Annotated in this window: 16 protein-coding genes; 12 read left to right on the forward strand and 4 right to left on the reverse strand. The window is 50.5% G+C overall.

What is annotated here, in order from left to right:
- Positions 1-480 precede the first annotated feature (480 nt).
- Entirely contained in the window at positions 481-996 is a 516-nt protein-coding gene (locus KIS29_10240; GenBank protein MBX8640701.1) for a flavin reductase family protein, read from the forward strand.
- Between the two features lie 52 nt (positions 997-1,048).
- On the opposite strand, the gene KIS29_10245 is transcribed toward KIS29_10240, so the two are convergent.
- Positions 1,049-1,495 (reverse strand): Tfx family DNA-binding protein, encoded by a 447-nt coding sequence (locus KIS29_10245; protein ID MBX8640702.1) that lies wholly within the window; start codon positions 1,493-1,495, stop codon positions 1,049-1,051.
- 90 nt (positions 1,496-1,585) lie between these two features.
- Between KIS29_10245 and KIS29_10250 the strand changes: the two genes are divergently transcribed.
- From KIS29_10250 to KIS29_10260, 3 genes are all read left to right on the forward strand, one after another.
- Entirely contained in the window at positions 1,586-2,605 is a 1,020-nt protein-coding gene (locus tag KIS29_10250) for a substrate-binding domain-containing protein (GenBank protein ID MBX8640703.1), read from the forward strand.
- Positions 2,606-2,678: 73 nt separating this feature from the next.
- Positions 2,679-3,488 carry an ABC transporter permease gene (locus KIS29_10255; GenBank protein MBX8640704.1) on the forward strand — a complete coding sequence of 270 codons (810 nt, stop codon included), beginning with the start codon at positions 2,679-2,681 and terminating at the stop codon, positions 3,486-3,488.
- 44 nt (positions 3,489-3,532) lie between these two features.
- The gene (locus KIS29_10260; protein MBX8640705.1) at positions 3,533-4,129 is read left to right on the forward strand and encodes an ATP-binding cassette domain-containing protein; all 597 of its coding nucleotides are present in this window, start codon (positions 3,533-3,535) and stop codon (positions 4,127-4,129) included.
- Between the two features lie 56 nt (positions 4,130-4,185).
- Here the strand turns inward: KIS29_10260 and KIS29_10265 are convergent, their stop codons facing one another.
- A complete protein-coding gene (locus KIS29_10265) occupies positions 4,186-5,574 on the reverse strand; it encodes an aldehyde dehydrogenase family protein (protein MBX8640706.1) in 1,389 nt (462 codons plus the stop codon).
- 326 nt (positions 5,575-5,900) lie between these two features.
- On the opposite strand from KIS29_10265, the gene KIS29_10270 reads away from it, so the two are divergent.
- The 5 genes from KIS29_10270 to KIS29_10290 all read left to right on the forward strand — a co-directional run bounded on the left by KIS29_10270 (position 5,901) and on the right by KIS29_10290 (position 11,973).
- Positions 5,901-7,082: a saccharopine dehydrogenase NADP-binding domain-containing protein gene (locus KIS29_10270; GenBank protein MBX8640707.1), complete on the forward strand. Its 1,182-nt coding sequence runs from the start codon at positions 5,901-5,903 to the stop codon at positions 7,080-7,082.
- A gap of 221 nt (positions 7,083-7,303) precedes the next feature.
- Complete coding sequence (locus KIS29_10275; protein ID MBX8640708.1) at positions 7,304-8,677, forward strand: aminotransferase class III-fold pyridoxal phosphate-dependent enzyme; 1,374 nt, start codon at positions 7,304-7,306, stop codon at positions 8,675-8,677.
- Between the two features lie 399 nt (positions 8,678-9,076).
- Positions 9,077-9,604, forward strand: a complete 528-nt coding sequence (locus KIS29_10280) for an Lrp/AsnC family transcriptional regulator (GenBank protein ID MBX8640709.1) — start codon at positions 9,077-9,079, stop codon at positions 9,602-9,604.
- 354 nt (positions 9,605-9,958) lie between these two features.
- Positions 9,959-10,423: a 4Fe-4S binding protein gene (locus KIS29_10285; GenBank protein MBX8640710.1), complete on the forward strand. Its 465-nt coding sequence runs from the start codon at positions 9,959-9,961 to the stop codon at positions 10,421-10,423.
- Entirely contained in the window at positions 10,420-11,973 is a 1,554-nt protein-coding gene (locus KIS29_10290) for an aminotransferase class III-fold pyridoxal phosphate-dependent enzyme (protein ID MBX8640711.1), read from the forward strand. Before KIS29_10285 ends, KIS29_10290 begins: the two co-directional genes overlap by 4 nt.
- Here the strand turns inward: KIS29_10290 and KIS29_10295 are convergent.
- Entirely contained in the window at positions 11,958-13,316 is a 1,359-nt protein-coding gene (locus KIS29_10295) for an aspartate aminotransferase family protein (GenBank protein ID MBX8640712.1), read from the reverse strand. The genes KIS29_10290 and KIS29_10295 overlap by 16 nt on opposite strands.
- Positions 13,317-13,770: 454 nt before the next feature.
- On the opposite strand from KIS29_10295, the gene KIS29_10300 reads away from it, so the two are divergent.
- From KIS29_10300 to KIS29_10310, 3 genes are all read left to right on the forward strand, one after another.
- A complete protein-coding gene (locus tag KIS29_10300) occupies positions 13,771-14,208 on the forward strand; it encodes a hypothetical protein (GenBank protein MBX8640713.1) in 438 nt (145 codons plus the stop codon).
- A 394-nt stretch (positions 14,209-14,602) separates the two neighbouring features.
- Positions 14,603-15,721: an ABC transporter ATP-binding protein gene (locus KIS29_10305; protein ID MBX8640714.1), complete on the forward strand. Its 1,119-nt coding sequence runs from the start codon at positions 14,603-14,605 to the stop codon at positions 15,719-15,721.
- Complete coding sequence (locus KIS29_10310; protein MBX8640715.1) at positions 15,722-16,756, forward strand: ABC transporter ATP-binding protein; 1,035 nt, start codon at positions 15,722-15,724, stop codon at positions 16,754-16,756. It begins immediately after the preceding gene.
- 9 nt (positions 16,757-16,765) lie between these two features.
- Here KIS29_10310 and KIS29_10315 read toward each other — a convergent pair whose 3' ends face one another.
- Positions 16,766-17,683 carry an ABC transporter permease gene (locus KIS29_10315; protein MBX8640716.1) on the reverse strand — a complete coding sequence of 306 codons (918 nt, stop codon included), beginning with the start codon at positions 17,681-17,683 and terminating at the stop codon, positions 16,766-16,768.
- Positions 17,684-17,876: the final 193 nt, after the last annotated feature.

Raw genomic sequence — 17,876 nt, forward strand, 5'->3', positions numbered from 1 at the left:
ATACTACTAACTATTTAGACTCTTCGGTCCGAGCACACTGGCAATTCAAAAATCGAATCAAAAACGCTTATTTTCCTAACCCTTTATGGCCGCCATAGCCCCAGAGTTGGCCGGATCAACGTATAATACTGCAGAAGAAGTACAGTACACAGCAGATTCCACGCGTAACTGCTGTGGAATGGAGTTGCGATGCGCATCTTGGCTACAGAACAGTTGAGGAATGCGATCTGCAGTGCTGTTCTACAACAGAGGGCTGGATGACCACACAGCCCGTTGTGTGAATGAAATCCGGCACCATTTCAGTTAAGCCGTAATCCGCAGCAAAAATAAATTTCCTTCCTGCGAATACATTTTTCCAGTCCTGAAGACTGGTTCTTGCCGATTTGAATCCTATTTCCGCGCGGAAGTCGGAAGAGAGATAACCAATCCTTCATCGATTTAAGGAACCAATTTAATAGTTCAAACATTTACGAGTTTTTCATGATGGCGGAGGGCATTGAGGAGTCAAAGCGATTCTTCACTTCGGGTGTCGCGCTTGTCACTGCTTCATTCCGTGGAACAGAGAACGTTATGTCTGCTGAGTGGTCTCTTCGTGTATCGATCGAGCCGTATCTTGTTGCCGTCTTTGTCGGTTTTGAGAGAGGGACGCTCCCACTGATAGACAGATCCGGTGAATTCGGGCTGAGCTACTGTTCTGAAGATCAGGCATTACTTGCACATGTGGCGGGAAGATATTCAATCAACGAAGGAACAGAGAAATGGACAATGGCTGAATTCAGGAAGTTCAGGGGAAAATTCATTGAGGCGCCGCTTATCGGCGGATGCACGCTCAATCTCGAGTGCAGGGTTGTAAACCGTTTTGTCACCGGAGACCACGTCGAATTTGTAGGTGAGGTGCTCAACGCATTCTACGACAGTGAAAAGAAGCCGCTGATATACAGGGGCGGAAAGTATTTCAAAATCGGTGAAAGTGTCCAAAAAGAGGGGATGGACTGAATTACCTTCGCCAGAGGATTCATTCGCTGTCGCAGAGGGCCGGTTAAGAGGGCTATTCATTTTTTGCTGTTTCTCTTGCCATCAGAGTTCCATCGGGAAAAATTACCACCCGCATATCCAGCTGAATTATCCCGTTCCTGACGGATCGCCCGGAAGCAGTTCTTATCAGCGAAACTATGTCAATTGCACTGCTCTTAAGCCTTATTTCTGCCCTGTCAGCCTCTTCAATGACCGTTCTCGCCGCGGTGAGTATATGTACACCGTTCTCCAGCTCGATCACCCTTGCAATGCCCGCCTTTGATGCTATCGCTACAGCCTCCTCAGCTGCCTTGAGATTTCTGATTGCCCTCGCCTCAAGTATTGAAACATTCTGACGGGAGGTGCCCAGGATATGTGCAATCTCTTTCTGGGTCTTATGCATTGAACGCAGTTTCAGTATCTCCCTTTGCCTGCTGGTCAGTATCCCCCGTTCACTCCGATTGCTGTTCGACCGGGACATGTTTATTCCCCGTTTTTTGCATCTACTTTTGTTTGCTTTATGGCAATAAGAAAGCATATTTATAAACTTCCGGCACATATCCTGTCCGGTATGCGCTCAAAGCGCCTGATTTCGATATTCATAGTGATTTCGGTTGTTGCTGCGGCTTCAGCCTACACCGTCCTCACCCATGGGCAGAAGCGGCAGCTTATCGTCTACACGGCAGACGCATATGTCAGGGAGACAAATTATCTGCTCGCGCAGTTCCATTCGTCCACAGGCAACCCGGTCGCACCTGCCAGAGGCGGCGGCTCCTACACCGATGCGAGGGAAATAGGACAGGGTGCGCCGGCTGACATACTGATTTCGGTCGCCCTTAACGCCTACCAGAGAAATTACCTCGGGGCAAGATACAGCGGCTGGGCGGTTGCGTTTGCAGCTGATCAAATGGTCATCTCATATTCCAACGCGACACTTAACTCCACTGCCGCAGTGCACGTAATTCATGCGTTTCAAAATGCATCCGCGAGCAATAGCAGTTCCGCATTCTACGGTGCATTTTACAACCTCACATCGGGCCGGATAAAGGTGGGAATTTCGAACCCGGACAGCGATCCTGCAGGACTAAGGGCATATCTGGCGCTTGAGATTGCCGGCTTCCTCTACGCGGGGAATCAGTCTTACTTTCTCCAGAGGGCATCAGACAACAATGGGACCGTGTCAGCGTCAAACGCCGCTGAACTCGTATCACCGCTGGAGTTCGGGAGCATACAGTTCCTCTTCATATACAGGTCAGCTGCCATATCGGACCACATCCGGTATATTACGCTCCCCCCGCAGCTGAATCAGGGCGATCCAAACCTCAGTGCTTTCTATTCCCGATTCTCATACACACTTGTCGGAGGATCTGTAAACGCCTCCCCGGTCTATCTCTTCGTTTCCGTAATGGCAAACTCTTCACTCAACGCGGAGGCGTACTCCTTCACTTATTTCCTGCTGAACAGCTCCTCCGAGCTGGAGAATTTCGGGCTGATGGCGCTGAAAGTGCCGCTGCTGTTTTACAACAAAATGCCGCAGCAGTTCTCGAATATGATTAGGGAGGGTGAAATGGATGTCGGAGGCACGCTCTGATAAACAGGGCTGCCTGCGCATAATCCACCGTTGCGCCGGAATGTCCTACTGAACACATATGCAGGTAAAAATGATGAACGGAAACTCAGGAAGCAGACTTGACTTCATAGGCATCTGGTCGGCAGCATCGGTTTTGTTTCTAGCGGTGCCTATAGCCATTCTGGTATGGTACGGCCTGGTCGTCTTCAGGAGCTCCGTCGGCTTCGGCAGCACTGTCTTCTATTCAATAGAGCTTACCATAATATCTTCAGCAGTATCGTCCCTGGTCGTATTCCTTGCATTCACACCCGCAGCATATGACCTTGCCAGAAAGAGAAACCCGGGACTTGAAACACTTTCGGATCTTCCAGCCTCGATACCGCATCCCATAGTGGGAATTTCGCTCCTCCTCCTGGACAGCAACATTACGCCGGCGGGCAGATTTCTACAGTCAGTCGGCATAAACTTCTTTGACACCTTCCAGGGACTCGTGATAGCACTGATGTTTGTTTCTGCACCGATATACATTCGCGCTGCACAGTCGCTATTCTCCTCCGCCGGATACCAGCAGGAACTCTTTGCCTCCTCGCTCGGTGCATCAAGAACGAGGACATTATTCACCGTGCTTGTCCCGTCCCACGCAAGAGAGCTTCTTTCGATAACACTTACATCCATGAGCCGTGCAATGAGCGAGTTCGGTTCAATTGCAATCATCGCGTATTACATCAATCAGGTGCCCTTCAGGGGGATAGAGCCCGCGCCGGTGCTCATCTACGAATACTACGGCTATTACGGTCCACAGGTTGCAATTACAGCCGCATCGCTCATGATACTGTTTTCCATCTCCATTCTCGTAATTGTCAGGATACTGAAAATACATGATAGGAAAGCACAATTCCGTTAACTGCCCAAAAACTTAAACAAGTTAAACGCTGTGGAATGTGGATTATGCTGAAAGCAGTGTGCAGAAAGAGGCTTGACAGTTTCCTGCTCAATGCCGAAATGACTGACAGTGGTATGATCTTTCTTACGGGACCGAACGGTTCAGGCAAGACAACCTTTCTGATGTGTCTTGCCGGGCATTATACGCTGGATGAGGGACTGATTGAACACAACGGTGTCGAAATGACCGGCAGGCCGCCGCCGTACAGAAAATTCGTCTACATCGACCACAATTCCGTCTTCATGCACATGTCCGTTGATAAACACCTGAGATGGGCAATGGGGGCAGACAGCAACGATGCTCTGCTGGAGACAGTGAAGGCCAGGCTGCATGTAAATTTCGCGGGGAAGGTTCGTGACCTGAGCCTCGGGCAGAGAACCAGGGTGTCAATAGCCACCGCAGTCCTGTCCGGCCCGAACGCGCTGCTGCTCGATGAGGTCGTCTCCAGCATAAACGAAAGGCTCGGCTTCCTGGCAGAACTGAAAGAGCTGTCGGTTTCGCGCGGCTTCGATGTCATCTATGTTACACAGGAACGCAATGACGGAGCCGTCGCGGATCATCAGTATGTCATGGAGAAGGGGAGGCTCAGCAGGATTGAATAAGCTGCCATAAGCTGCCATTTCATGCGGCGGATGTTTTACCGTATTGCCGCAGGACTCTACTGCGGACTTTTCTCAATCCAGGTTGTCTTCAGATTTGTAAATTCAAGCAGGCCGTATCTTGAAAGTTCCCTGCCGTAGCCGCTTTTCTTCACACCGCCAAACGGCACACGCGGATCTGATGCTACAATTTTGTTGACGAATACCATTCCTGCATCGATGAATGGAGCGAGCTTTTCGGCCTCGTCCGCATCGCCCCAGATGGAACAGCCAAGACCAAAGGGCGTTTCGTTGGCTAACCGCACGGCCTCGTCGCTGTTACGGAATTTTCTGAGAACGGCCACGGGTCCGAAGATTTCCTCATCATACGGCTCTGATGGCGAGGCGATGACGGGATGGATGACATTCCCGTCGCCGCCACCATGCGGGTGAACAGGTCCCAGCTTTCCGAGCTCTTGAATCTGCTTCCTTACGGTTTCTGCCTGCTGTGCTGACGAAAGGGGGCCGAGGAATGTGCTCTCCTTCATGGGGTCGCCGATTGCAACTGAGGAAAACTGCCTCCTGAGTTCCTCCTGGAATTCATCATATACATTCTCGCTGACAATGAAGCGCTTCGATGCAATGCAGCTCTGTCCTGCATTCTGAAGCCTTCCAATTGCGGCGTGTTTTGCAGTCTTCCTTATGTCTGCGCCATCCAGAACTATGAAAGGGTCGGATCCTCCGAGTTCAAGTACGCTTTTCCTGATCAGGCTGCCGGCCTTTTCCGCTATTTTGCTGCCTGCGGCAGTCGAACCCGTGAACGAAACGCCGTCGACATATCTTATTGCCTCAAGCGCATCGGGTCCCTTCAATATTACCGATTTGAAGAGCGGCGTGTCGAATATACGCTGGATAAGGAGACTTGTGCCGCTCACTATGGACGCATGTTTCAGCACTACGCCGTTTCCCGCTATGAGTGCCGGAACGGCTGCCCTCATAACCTGCCAGAGAGGATAATTCCAGGGCATTACGAGCATCACCACACCTATTGGATCGAAGCGGATATAGCTCCTGGCAGCATCTGTTTTTACTTGTTCCGGCTCAAGAAAAGAAGAGGCTTTTTCCAGGTAGAAATCCAGAAGACTGAAACACTTCCTTACCTCCGCAAGACTCTGCGAGATTGGTTTCCCCATTTCGAGAGTCATCGATTCGGCCATTTCGCGCTCCGATTCCTTCAGGTTTTTCAGGAGGGTGTTCCCAACATAGTCGATCCTCCTGCCCAAATCCCTTTTCCATTCGGATTGTGAAACCCTGATTCCATGAATCTTCTTTGCGACAGATTCAATGGCCTCCTCCTCGTATTCGTTCAGTTTTTCCCCGCTGTACGGATTAACCGTCCTGATAGACACTGCTTCATCTCCTATTTCCTTCGGTAAAGTCAACCATAAAGACACGGGATCCTCGCACATATATAGCTAAGCCTGCCGGCGGCGCGCTGCCAAAACTCAATGAGCCGATATTTTCCAGTGAATCGCCTTCCACCATCATCCCGGCACTTCACTCCGGGCATCCGGCACAACGCACAGTCGGGCACTCTGTCATACTGAGTCGATTCGCCATTTGTCACTTAATATATCAAAATTGCCGGCCTTCTCAGAAGCTGCTGTCCTCTCCAATAACTGCGCTGCCCGGATAAATGAGTTTATGGATGAAAACAGCATATCATTACGGAACTGAATTAAGCGTCAGGAAAATTATTTATCAGGTATGAACATCGTTCGTGAGGTGCGTCTTCTTGTCAACTGTGACGATAATAGGAGGAGCGGGCCTTGTGAGCAGGGGGGTTGCATATGATCTCGCCTCTGATGACAGCATAGAGGAAATAAGAATTGCTGACATTGATGCGGAAGGCGCGAAGAAAGTTGCGCTTGAAGCGAACAGAATTGCCGGATGGAAGAAGGCAGCGGCATCAAGGATCGATGTTCTGAAAAAAAAGGAATCGCTGAGCGTGCTGAAGGGCACGGACTTCATTGTCAACGGAGTGCAGTATGACTTCAATCTTGAAGTCATGGATCTGGCGCTGAAGGCGGGCAGCCATTACCTTGACTTCGGCGGTCTTTACTGGATGACAAAGAAGCAGCTGCGCCTGAACGGTGCCTTCCGGAAAGCCGGTCTGCTCGGTATAGCCGGAATGGGGGCGGAGCCGGGACTGAGCGGTGTTCTCGCATCTTCCCTGTGCGGTGGAATGGAGAGCGTCGATACAATCAAAATAAGAGACGCATGGAGGGATAACACAAAGGGGGTTCCGCCTTTTTTTGTTACATGGTCGATACAGACCCTGATGGATGAGTACACAATGCCTGCAGAAATTTTCGAGGACGGCTTGATAAGAAGGGTTGATCCGCTGTCAATGAAAGAATCCTACGATTTTCCGGTACCAGTCGGCACTACAGAAGTTTTTGTAACAAGGCACAGCGAGGTGGCAACCTTTCCAGGATCTTTCCGCAAAAAAGGTATCAGGAAGGTCAACTGGATGGAGGGAGGCCCCGGCTTTATCGAGCAGAAACTGCTGGCTGATGCCGGTTTTGCGGATGGTGAGCCTCTCCGGATTGGCGGATGTGAAATTTCCCCGAGAAGATTTCTTACAGGCCTGCTGAAAAAAAAGGGACTGCTTGGCTACCCTGATAAGGTAAGAATAGAAAGCGTGGAGTGTCTTTGCGTTGAAGTTTCCGGGATCGAGAAGGGAGAAACGGCCATGAAGAGGGCGACATGCGTGTTCCCTTCCAAACCGGAATGGGGACTCGGTGCCGCAGAATACTCTGTATGCATGCCTGCGGCCGTGGCGGTCAGGCATGTGCTATCGGGGAAGGTGGCGGAGAGAGGCGTAAAGCCGCCGGAAGTGCTCTTTGACACTGAATGTTTCATATCCGACCTGAGACAGAAAGGATTCCGGATCGGTGTGGAGAAAATAGAGTGACACTCTGCATCATGCACGCATCTCCGCAGCATCGCAATTGTCCTGCCGGCAGATGAAAAGCCGGAGAGGTTCATGTGCTTTGCATATTGTTCATAAACCAATTAATTTCGATATACATTTTCCAGTAAAAAGAAACAAATGATAAACTTTAAATAAATACATTCCACCTATTCCATGTCAACAGTTGCGGCATTTGACGAAACTGGGCCGGAGGTGTTGCTATGGTTGTTTCAGCTTCAAGGGAAAAGACTGAAGGAAAGGATGAGGGCACGCGAATAACGAGGGAATACAACTACGGGACCTGGAGAAAGCAGGGAGGGTGGAATCCCAAACTTATCGTTTCCGCCGAGGGCTGTTATTTCACCGATTCGGAGGGTAAAAAGTACCTGGATTTCTCGTCGCAGCTCATGTGCTCGAATCTCGGGCATGGAAACAGGGCTGTGATCGATGCCATAGTAAAGCAGGCCAACGAGCTTCCATACATATCGCCTGAATTCACCACAAATGCAAGAGTGGAACTCACAAAGAAACTGCTGGAGGTGCTGCCTGACAATCTTGTAAAATTCTTCTTCGGGACGTCAGGGACAGAAGCAAATGAAGCGGCTGTCAAAATGATTCGCATGTACTTTCAGAAAGAGGGAAAATTCAAAGTTATCAGCAGATACGTCTCATACCACGGGTCAACAGCAGCCAGCATAGCCCTTACGGGCGATCAGAGAAGGTATTCCTCTGAAACGCCTGGCAATGCCGGCGGTGTCGTCAGGGCACCGGACCCGTACTGCTACAGGTGCCCTTTCAACCTCAAATATCCGGAGTGCGGCATCGCCTGCGTTGAATACATAGACTACATGATAAAACACGAGGGAAATATCGCCGGCGTCATGGTCGAACCGATAACGGGCACCAACGGCGTGATTGTCCCGCCCGATGGCTACATGCAGAGGCTCAGGGAGATTACAAGGGATCGCGGTGTTTTTCTGATTGCTGATGAGGTAATGTCCGGATGGGGAAGGGCAGGCGAATGGTTTGCTGTGAACAAATGGAAGGTGAAACCGGACATAATGACAACAGCAAAGGGGATTACGGGTGCCTACATTCCACTGTCTCTCACTGCGACATCAAAGGAAGTTGCTGACTACTTCGAAGACAACATGTTTGCACATGGACACACCTATGAAGCACATCCGCTCACTCTGCTTCCGGCGGTAGCGGCAATTGAAGAGTACCAGAGGATGCATCTTATCGAGGCGTCTGCGAGAAACGGCAGGTACCTGGGCGAACGACTGCACGAGCTGGAAGAAAGGCATGAGAGCGTAGGCGACGTCAGGGGAGCCGGCATGTTCTGGGCCGTTGAACTCGTAAAGAACAGGAAGACGAGGGAACCGTTCAACACGAGGGAGGACAAGCTTGCGGGCCGGCAGACAGTTGCAGGCAGGGTAGCCCAGGAGATGGGCAGGAACGGTGTTTTTGTCAATTCATGGATAACACATCTGACAGTGGCTCCACCCCTCATTGCAGGGAAGGACGATATCGACCGTGGTGTTGAAGCGCTGGATGCTGCGCTGAAGGTTTCTGACGAGCTTGCCGTGAATTGAGCTGACTGTACAGACAAATTGCAGGCTGAGGATGCATAACACCGAGTATGTTTTGGCGACTTTCCGGACAGCTGATTTGCCGACAGCACAACGGAGATTCAGGAGATATCCGGTCCAGAGACCGGAAAAGCGGTCGCCGCTTTCGAGCGAAGAATAAGCAGGTGGAAGAGCGGTTGAGGCCGTCACAGCTACGGGCTGTGGCCGGCGCGCTATGCGAACAGCTGAAATTGTGCACTGGTCAGCAGGTCTCGGCGAAATGAGACCGGCAGGAAGACACAGCCGCTCATTCCCAGGGAGTGCCATCGTATTCAGTTTTCCACTTAGAGGAAGACCGTGGCATGAGGATGACGCCGGAGGCAATGCAACAACATTTATTTCATTATGTCATTTACCTCTTCCATGCCAGAAGAGACGGCGGAAGATATCGATTCGCTTGACAGAAAAATACTCCAGATTCTCTCCCATGACGGGAACATGAGTTTCCAGAATATAGCAAACAGGCTGTCGATCTCAAAATCAACTGTCCACAACAGGGTCAACACACTGCAGAAAAAGGGCATCATAAAGGGATTCTATGCCATGCTCGACCCTGAAAAGCTCGAGAACGGCATCACTGCAATCTCACTTGTCAAGGGGAGATACGGCCCGAAATATTCGCAGAATATCGGTAACGCAATATCGCAGATAAAGGGGGTATGGGGCGTTTATTTTGTCATGGGAGATGTTGATTTCATCGTACTGATAAGATGCAGGACAAAAAACGAGCTTTCCGGCATCATTGAGCATCTCAGTAAAACGGAGGGCGTGGAGAGAAGCAGCACATTTTATGTCCTGGAAACACTCAAGGAGGCTTACAACGAGTCGGTGCTGATCGAACAGGACAGCGAAGCGGTAAAACAGACAAGACGGCCAAGAAGGTTGAAATGAAAGACAAAGGATTGCAGACGGGCTGGCCATGCAGCATGACTGAAACCGGTTCCGGTTTCGTGCCGGACCCTGTCATCTCTTTCCGATAAGGGAAAGTGAACAGTCCATTTGTTTGTCGTAAAGCCACTTCGATTTAATTTCGTTCAGCAGCCCATACGATCAAATGGATTTTGGGCAGCTGCGCTAAGTGATGCCAGTACAATAATTAGTAAATTTTATTGTTTATGAAATGCCCTTTATTAAGGCGACGGAAAGGTATTAAAACGCCCTCTCTAAAGCTATTTGTAATCGTGGAGGTATCTTCAAATCAACCCATTCTGCTGATGCCGGCAAAGACGGCAGGAGGCATGGATTATGACTGTTACACAGAAATACGGGCTCATTTTCGACCCGCTGAAATGCACAGGATGCAGAGAATGCGAGAAGGCGTGCGTTGATGCTCATCCTGACGACATCGTAAAGGAGCCGAGAATAAAGATAAAGAGCGGCAGCGCGGGCCCGTTCAAGGCAACCTACTGCGTACAGTGCAACGAGTGCGCCCCTTCCGCAGTCTGCCCGTCAGATCTCATTACATTCGACAAAGCCAGGTTTACATGGCTCCTGGAAGAGGAAAGATGCATCGCATGCAACGCCTGCATACCAAAGTGCCCTTTCAACGCTATCTTCCTTGACCCTACGATGGGGGTTGAGACCGCATACAAATGCGATATGTGCATAGGTGTTACGGGCGGCCCGAAGTGCGTGTCTGCATGTCCCACATCCGCCATAGCATTTAGCATAGCCCCAATCGAGAAAGTCAGGGAGGGTGCCGTTACTTGACCGCGGACGTAAACATCAGGGAAGAAGGGAAGACACCCGAAAAAAAGACGATTCCCGAAAGAGATGCGGGTCTGCAGAATCTCGACCTTCCCGCCTGGGTACCGGCATGGGCAAGACTTGCACCCAAGATTTCCGTCGCGCCCCCCGGGCCCAAGAGCAAGGAGATTGTGAAGCTTGACAAGGAATACGTCTCGCACGCCTATGACAGGGTGTTTACCTTCACGATAGACAGGGCGGCTGGAGCCACGGTTGCCGATGTGGACGACAACCTGTATATCGACTGGACCTCCGGAATTGCCGTTATGAATGCGGGATGGGGTCATCCTGCAGTCGTTGATGCTGTAAAATCCCAGAGCGAGAAGCTCATACACTCATTCGCGAATGATACCTATTTTGACAAGGAGGCAGAACTGGCCAGACTTCTTTCAGACATATCATTCTCGGGCAAACTCAGGGGAACATTTTTCGGAAACAGCGGTGCTGAGGCTGTTGGAGCAGCTGCAAAGCTGGCGACTTACCACACGAAGAAATTCGAATTCCTTTCATTCTACGGTGCGTACCACGGCAGGATAGGCCCTGCGCTCAATTTCACCAGCAAACTGAAATACAGGTTCGGATTTGGCCCGCTGAACAATACACTGTTCGCACCTTATGCGTACTGCTACAGATGCCCGTTCAAGATGGAGTATCCGAGCTGTGACCTGTACTGCATGCATTTCATGGAAGACCAGCTGATGAATTTTGGAGGCGGCACAGGATCACTGGCGGCTGTCGTCGTGGAACCAGTCCAGGGCGAAGGCGGATACGTCGTGCCTCCTGACACGTTTATGCCTTTCCTCCGTAAATTCTGTGACAGGAATAACGCACTGCTCATCGCGGACGAAGTCCAGTCCGGACTGGGCAGAACGGGTAAGATGTGGGCTTCCGAGTGGTCAGATACCGTTCCGGACATCCTTGTCACCGGCAAGGCCGTAGGAGGAGGCGTTCCGCTCGGTGCCATCATAGCCAAACCGGAAATAATGAAAAAGTGGAGACCCGGAACACATTCAAGCACATTCGGAGGCAATGCCATCCAGATGGCCGCCGGGATTGCGCACATAAATGCCATACTGAACGAAAAGCTTGCCGACAGGGCGCTTCTGGCAGGCAATTACGTCCTGAAGAGACTGCGCGAAATGCAGGAGAGATGGGAAATCATCGGGGATGTAAGGGGCAGGGGACTGATGATTGGCGTTGAATTTGTGAAGGACCGGAAGACAAAGGAACCGCTGGACCTTACACAGATGCAGGTCAGATGCCTGAAGAAGGGGTTGCTTACCCTCACTGCAGGGCCTTACGGCAATGTGATGAGAATTGCCCCGCCGCTTATAATTTCATTGGAATTCATGGACAAGGGGCTCGAGATATTCGAATCCGTGGTGAAAGAGATGCAGACAGAACTCACGAACGCGCAGTCGCCGCCTCCGGCCTCTCAGCCGGAGGGCGGCCAGCCGGTTGCACAGCCTAAGCCCGATTCGGCACCGGCAAGCCAGCATCAGGAAGCCATGTAGCGCAGTGCGCCTTCTATCACTTCAACCGTCCGCCGCATTTCCGGCTTGGTTATTGCAGTGGAAACAAACATCGGCATTCCGCCCGTATTGAATATACCGTTATTGAGCAGATAGATGTCAAAGATTTTTCTGGCGGCACCGTCCGAGCGCAGGAGATCACGGTATCCCTTGATTTTTCCCCTGGAAAACACTATGTTTATTATGGAAGAGAGTCCGAGCACCTGGCAGTTCAGAGAATGCGCCTCGTCGAGTGACGAGACAGACTTGCGTATTGTCTGGGATATCTTCTCGAGATAAGCGTAGGTCCCTCCCCTCCTGAGTTCGCTGAGCGTCGCCAGCCCTGCGGCCATGCTTATCGGATTGCCGTTGAATGTGCCGCCATGATAGACCTCGGCAGCCCCCTTCTTGTACCTGTCGAGCGAATCCATCAGGTCGCGGCTGCCCGCCACAGCACCGATGGGGAAGCCGCCGCCCAGTATCTTGCCGAGGGTCGTCATATCGGGCGTAATCCTGTATCTTTCCTGCGCCCCTCCGAGACCGAGCCTGAAACCGGTTGTAATTTCATCCAGTATAAGGGGTATATCATATCTGTCCGTTATTTCACGGACGCCTCTCATGAAATCCCTGGTTGCTGCCCTGTAGCCGCCGGCAACCGGCTCCATGATAAGGCATGAGAGCTCCTTCCTGTTTTTCTTTATTATTGCTTCGGTCTCTTCAAGCCGGTTGAACGGCATTACCACCGTTCTGTAAAGGGTATGCTCCTGTATATCGGCCGAACGTGAATAAGGGTATGGGGAACGGGCCGGACCGAGCTCCTCTCTCGGAGTGTCGCAGCTTATGAGACCGTAATCGAAGGAGCCGTGATAATGCCCTTCAAACTTGGCCACCTTTCCCTTTCTCCTGTTTCCCATTGCGATGCGAAGTGCCAGCAGATTGGCCTCTGTTCCGCTGGAAGTGAATGCAACCATCTCGGCGGATCTCACAATATCCGAAATTTCTGTTGCCAGCTGCATTTCGAGCGGGTTGGTTGCGCCGACGAGATTTGTGCCGTATGAATCGAATATCGATGATATTGCCTTCATTACTTTGGGGTCGCCGTGACCGAGAATGAGCGAGGAGGAGCCCATGTTGTAATCTATGTAGCTGTTGCCGTCAGCATCCTTGATCCTGGCGGCCTCCGCACCCTCAATCTGCAGCGGGTACGGGAACGAAGCGAAATCGTCTCCGCTCACGCCTCCCGGAAGGACTCTTCTTGCCCGGTGCCAGGCTTCCCTGGATGACGGCGTCATTTTTCTGAATTTCCGGATCTGCTCCCTGAGTTTTCTTTCTGCGTCCTGTTGCATCGGCTTTCAGTGTATAAATAAAAGACGTTATATTTAAAATGGAAATCGGAAAAACCAATTTAAAAGGATCGCTGACCGAAACGGCCGCGCTCAAATCCGAAAATGCACAGAACGCAACGTGAGAAAGGAAAACTTCCGGTCATCCCGGATATTAATGTCACGTAAGCGCGAACTCGTGCCCGGTGCGACGCACCAATGATGGTTGGATGTGATGGCGCACACCGTTCGCGGAGAGCTGTCTGCTGATTCGCAGCACCGTAATGACAATGACTCTTCTGCTGCAAATCCTCAATGCAGCAGAACCACGGTTTGTGCAGTTTCCGATCCTTTCACACCCAAGAACCGCCGAGATCATGACTTTTTTTGCTGCAAACAAAGATATCCCTAGAAGATTATCCGGCCCGTGATCCTGTCTCACGGAAGCAGAACACATGCGGCTGTGCATGGGAAACGGGTGGCGGAATTACGGAAGAGATACATAAAAGAAAATTATGTCATGGTGAAGAAGGCGCATTTCCCGTACGGGCGCTATATTTTTCGGGAAGAGAACGGGGAGACATACGCTTCTTGGATTCCCTTATACAGAGACAAGAGGATAGAAGGGTCTCTCAATGATCCTGACGGAAAGGCGCTTCTCAATTCCATAATGGATGTCCGGCGCATACCCGAACATGGCGGATTGATGCTCTTCACCATCTATGATGCTGGCGGTGGAGTTGCAGCCACGTTCATGAAACCGCCCGGCATCAGACTGATTGGCGAGGAGCATTATGCTGTCATGGTGGATGACTCGGTTTATCTCAGGCTTGACGACACCTCGGGCCGCGGAAACTATTCGATCCTGGCCCTGCGGGAAGAGTCGCAGAGGTGGAACGCACAGAAAAGCATTTGAGAATATCATCGTATCTGATAAATGTCGAAGGTACTGTCAATATGCCGATTGCATTGGAATCTCTGGTCCTTGCTGGCATATACACCGGGATGGAAGCAAACATGTTAATGGAGTCGCTGGTTTGAGTGCCTGAATGACGCTGGCAAATAAGCCTGAGGCTTTACATCAGATAACCGGTGATTCTCCGCCTTCCAGGTGATGAAATTGCGTTTGACTACAGTACACATTGCTCTCAATTCAATGGGGTTTAACCAATGACTCGAATCATTTCGCGGTCAGGCTGCCTCCAACTTGCCGCAGAATACAGGAGTCTATTTCAATATTGAGAGTATAATGAGATCTGGAAGAAACATCGGAAGCGGCACATATGTTAAGCCAAACAGAAAATACAGCCATGAGATCTGACAGCGGAACTCTCCTCAGGATCGAAAAACTCTCCGCGTCTTACAGTACCCCTTCAGGAAAGGTCAGGGCACTCAATTCTGTCAGCCTTGAAGTGAAGAGGGGCGAAGTTCTGGGAATTGTCGGTGAGACGGGTTGCGGAAAAAGCACACTCGGCCATTCGATACCCAGGCTGCTGCCGGAGCCTCCTTCTTCAATAGATTCCGGAAGAATAATATTTGATGGTGTCGATCTGCTCTCGGTTAAGAAAAAGGACATGCCCCTGTACAGGGGTACGGGCATCGCCATGATTTTCCAGGAGCCGATTAATTCTCTTAATCCGGCATACAGAATATATGATCAGGTCGCAGAAGCAATAAGGATAAGGAAGATGAGGGAAAACGGAAGGAATCTTCCATCCGACATCAGGCCGTTCAATTATGGGCATCCGGAAAAAAATATCCCCAGTCCGGTGAAGACGGTGCTCCTGCCGTCGACGGATATCCGGCATTCTGCCAGAACTGGAGGAAGCGAAGAAATGAAGAAGGAAGTCATAGAGTTTCTTTCAACCGTGAGAATCAATGATCCGGAAAGAATACTCAGGCTGTTTCCACATGAGCTTTCGGGCGGAATGAGACAGAGAGTCATGATTGCAATGGCGCTGTCCGAGAGGCCGAAACTCATCATTGCAGACGAACCAACAAGCGCACTTGATGTAACAATACAGGCTCAGGTTCTCTCATTGATGAAGGATCTTATCAAGAAGGTGAATACATCCATACTCTTCATAAGCCACGACCTTGGCGTCATTGCAGAGATTGCCGACAGAATTGGCGTCATGTATGCAGGGCATCTGGTGGAGATAGGGAGTTCAGAGGACGTATTCAACAGCCCTGGCCACCCATACACAAGATCGCTGCTGAAATCTTTTCCTCATGGATACAAAAGCGACGGAAGACTACCGACCATAAAAGGAAACGTTCCGAGCCTGATCAGTTTGCCTGCCGGCTGCCCTTTCAACCCGAGATGCGAAATGTGCATGAATGAATGCTGTGATGAGTATCCGGCCGTTATTGATCTGGGAGGAGGACATCTTGTTTCATGTCACCTCTATGACGGGGGCACGAGCTGATTGGAAGACGGCACACTTTTCGAAGCAAAGAAGGTGACCAAATACTTTGAACTTCAGAAAACCTTTTCCGAGACACTTTTCAGAAAGAAAGCAAGACGTGTTCATGCTGTTGACGGGGTAAGTCTCAAGGTGAAGCGTGGCGAGGTTATGGGACTGATAGGCGAAAGCGGTTCGGGAAAAACAACCTTCGGATGGCTTGCAACGAAGCTGCTTACGCCAACATCCGGAAGAGTGATTTTCAACGACACAGACGTTACAGACCTGCATGGCGAAGAACTCAGGACCTGGAGACGCAATATACAGATTGTCTTCCAGGATCCGCTAACCTCGCTTGATCCGAGGTTAAAGGTCTGGCAGATAATTGGTGAACCTCTCAGAGCGTCGGGAATCAGGAACAGGAAAGAGATACTAGAGAGGGTAAAGACGGTCCTTGACGAAGTTGGCCTTCCGGAGAACAGTTACAACCAGTATCCGCACGAATTCAGCGGCGGAGGCAGACAGAGAATATCAGTTGCAAGGGCAATAGTCCTCAACCCGAAGATGATTGTTCTTGATGAACCTACGAGCGCACTCGATGTTGCCGTTCAGGCACAGATTCTTAACAGACTTGTTGAACTTCAGAACGAACGCCACCTTACCTATCTTTTCATTTCCCACAACATCGGTGCCGTCCGCTACATTTCCGATTCAGTCGCAATAATGTATCTTGGAAAAGTTATGGAGACTGGAAGCGTGATGGAAGTAATTGAGAAACCGATGCACCCATACACCAAAGCACTTCTCATTTCCGTACCCGTTCCTGATCCGAAGAGAAGAAAATTCAAATTCGAAATGGAGGGTGAAATACCTTCCCTGATCGATATACCTCGGGGGTGCAGGTTTGCCGGCAGATGCCCGTTTACAAAAGAAGAGTGCAGGACGGCGGAGCCGGAACTGAGGGATCTTGGCTCCGGTCACTATGTGGCATGCCATTTTGCTGAAGAACTTGCCGAGAATAACACATTAACATCAGGATGGCGGCGTCACAATTTCTGAGAATCGCAACTACCTCACAATTATCTTTCTTGCGCGGGGATCAAGCAGTTCTCTCAGCGCGTCACCGAGAAGGCTGAATGCGAATACCGCGAAGAATATGGCGAAGCCTGGAGCAAGGGCTATCCAGGGCGCCTGGAAAATAAAGCTCTCACCCCTGAACACCATTCTTCCCCATTCGGGAATTGGTGAAGGAACCCCGACACCAAGAAAACTTAGAGTGGAAAACGTGAGGATGACTGTGCCGATGTCCATTGTAAGGTAAATGATGAGCGTATCGAATATATTTCTCAGTATATGTCTGAACAGTATAACAATTTCGCTGACGCCTGCGGCCCGCGCTGCAACGACATACAGCTGGTTCTTAGCAGAAAGTGTCTGACCCCTTGCGAGTCTTGCGTAGGCGGTCCACCAGATAACTGAAAGTGCTTCAATCGAATGTATTACGGAAGGACCGAGGAGCACAGCAACCGCAAGAGCCAGTACGAGTGTCGGAAATGAAAGAAATACATCTGTTATCCTCATTATCACAGTGTCTGCCTTTCCTCCAAGATAGCCTGAAATCATGCCTACGGTTCCGCCGATGAACATCGCTATAAGGCCAATGCTCAGACCTATTCCCAGGTCCAGCGGAGTCGCATCCAGCGTTCTCGAAAATACATCTCTTCCGAGTTCGTCCGTTCCAAAAAGAAATTTTGGGCCCGGTGGAAGAAATGGTTTTCCTGTAAGTATGCGGTAAGGGTTGTAGGGAAGGACTGAATTACCGAATATCAGAACCGCCAGCGCGGCTACCACGTAAGCCATCACAAGAACAAGCCCTATGATAGACAGCGGATTGCTCCTTAGTATGAACCATATATTCGATAATCCGAATTTGAATCTCGAATTTCTTTTGAATAGTGACTTCACCTGAAAATGCAACACTTTCATCCGCTCCTTGAAACTTACCCGCTCATCCCTAAGGATATGGTGTTCATTTCCTGAATCACAGGGGGACACTGAGCAAGGAGTTCTGCAACCTCCAGCCTCAAACAGGCGTTTAAACTCTCCGCCGAACTGGCGGCGAGCCCTGACAGATTGATCGCGGCGTTGAGGTCGCGATCAATCCTCGAGTTGCACATCT

It is taken from the genome of Candidatus Sysuiplasma jiujiangense, assembly GCA_019721075.1.
GTDB classification, from domain to species: Archaea; Thermoplasmatota; Thermoplasmata; order Sysuiplasmatales; family Sysuiplasmataceae; genus Sysuiplasma; species Sysuiplasma jiujiangense.

Excerpts from the sequence above, each read along its gene's own strand:
- KIS29_10240 (MBX8640701.1), top strand. The coding sequence starts at position 481 with ATGATGGCGGAGGGCATTGAGGAGTCAAAGCGATTCTTCACTTCGGGT.
- KIS29_10245 (MBX8640702.1), bottom strand. The coding sequence starts at position 1,495 with ATGTCCCGGTCGAACAGCAATCGGAGTGAACGGGGGATACTGACCAGC.
- KIS29_10250 (MBX8640703.1), top strand. The coding sequence starts at position 1,586 with ATGCGCTCAAAGCGCCTGATTTCGATATTCATAGTGATTTCGGTTGTT.
- KIS29_10255 (MBX8640704.1), top strand. The coding sequence starts at position 2,679 with ATGAACGGAAACTCAGGAAGCAGACTTGACTTCATAGGCATCTGGTCG.
- KIS29_10260 (MBX8640705.1), top strand. The coding sequence starts at position 3,533 with ATGCTGAAAGCAGTGTGCAGAAAGAGGCTTGACAGTTTCCTGCTCAAT.
- KIS29_10265 (MBX8640706.1), bottom strand. The coding sequence starts at position 5,574 with ATGTGCGAGGATCCCGTGTCTTTATGGTTGACTTTACCGAAGGAAATA.
- KIS29_10275 (MBX8640708.1), top strand. The coding sequence starts at position 7,304 with ATGGTTGTTTCAGCTTCAAGGGAAAAGACTGAAGGAAAGGATGAGGGC.
- KIS29_10280 (MBX8640709.1), top strand. The coding sequence starts at position 9,077 with ATGCCAGAAGAGACGGCGGAAGATATCGATTCGCTTGACAGAAAAATA.
- KIS29_10285 (MBX8640710.1), top strand. The coding sequence starts at position 9,959 with ATGACTGTTACACAGAAATACGGGCTCATTTTCGACCCGCTGAAATGC.
- KIS29_10295 (MBX8640712.1), bottom strand. The coding sequence starts at position 13,316 with ATGCAACAGGACGCAGAAAGAAAACTCAGGGAGCAGATCCGGAAATTC.
- KIS29_10305 (MBX8640714.1), top strand. The coding sequence starts at position 14,603 with ATGAGATCTGACAGCGGAACTCTCCTCAGGATCGAAAAACTCTCCGCG.
- KIS29_10315 (MBX8640716.1), bottom strand. The coding sequence starts at position 17,683 with ATGAAAGTGTTGCATTTTCAGGTGAAGTCACTATTCAAAAGAAATTCG.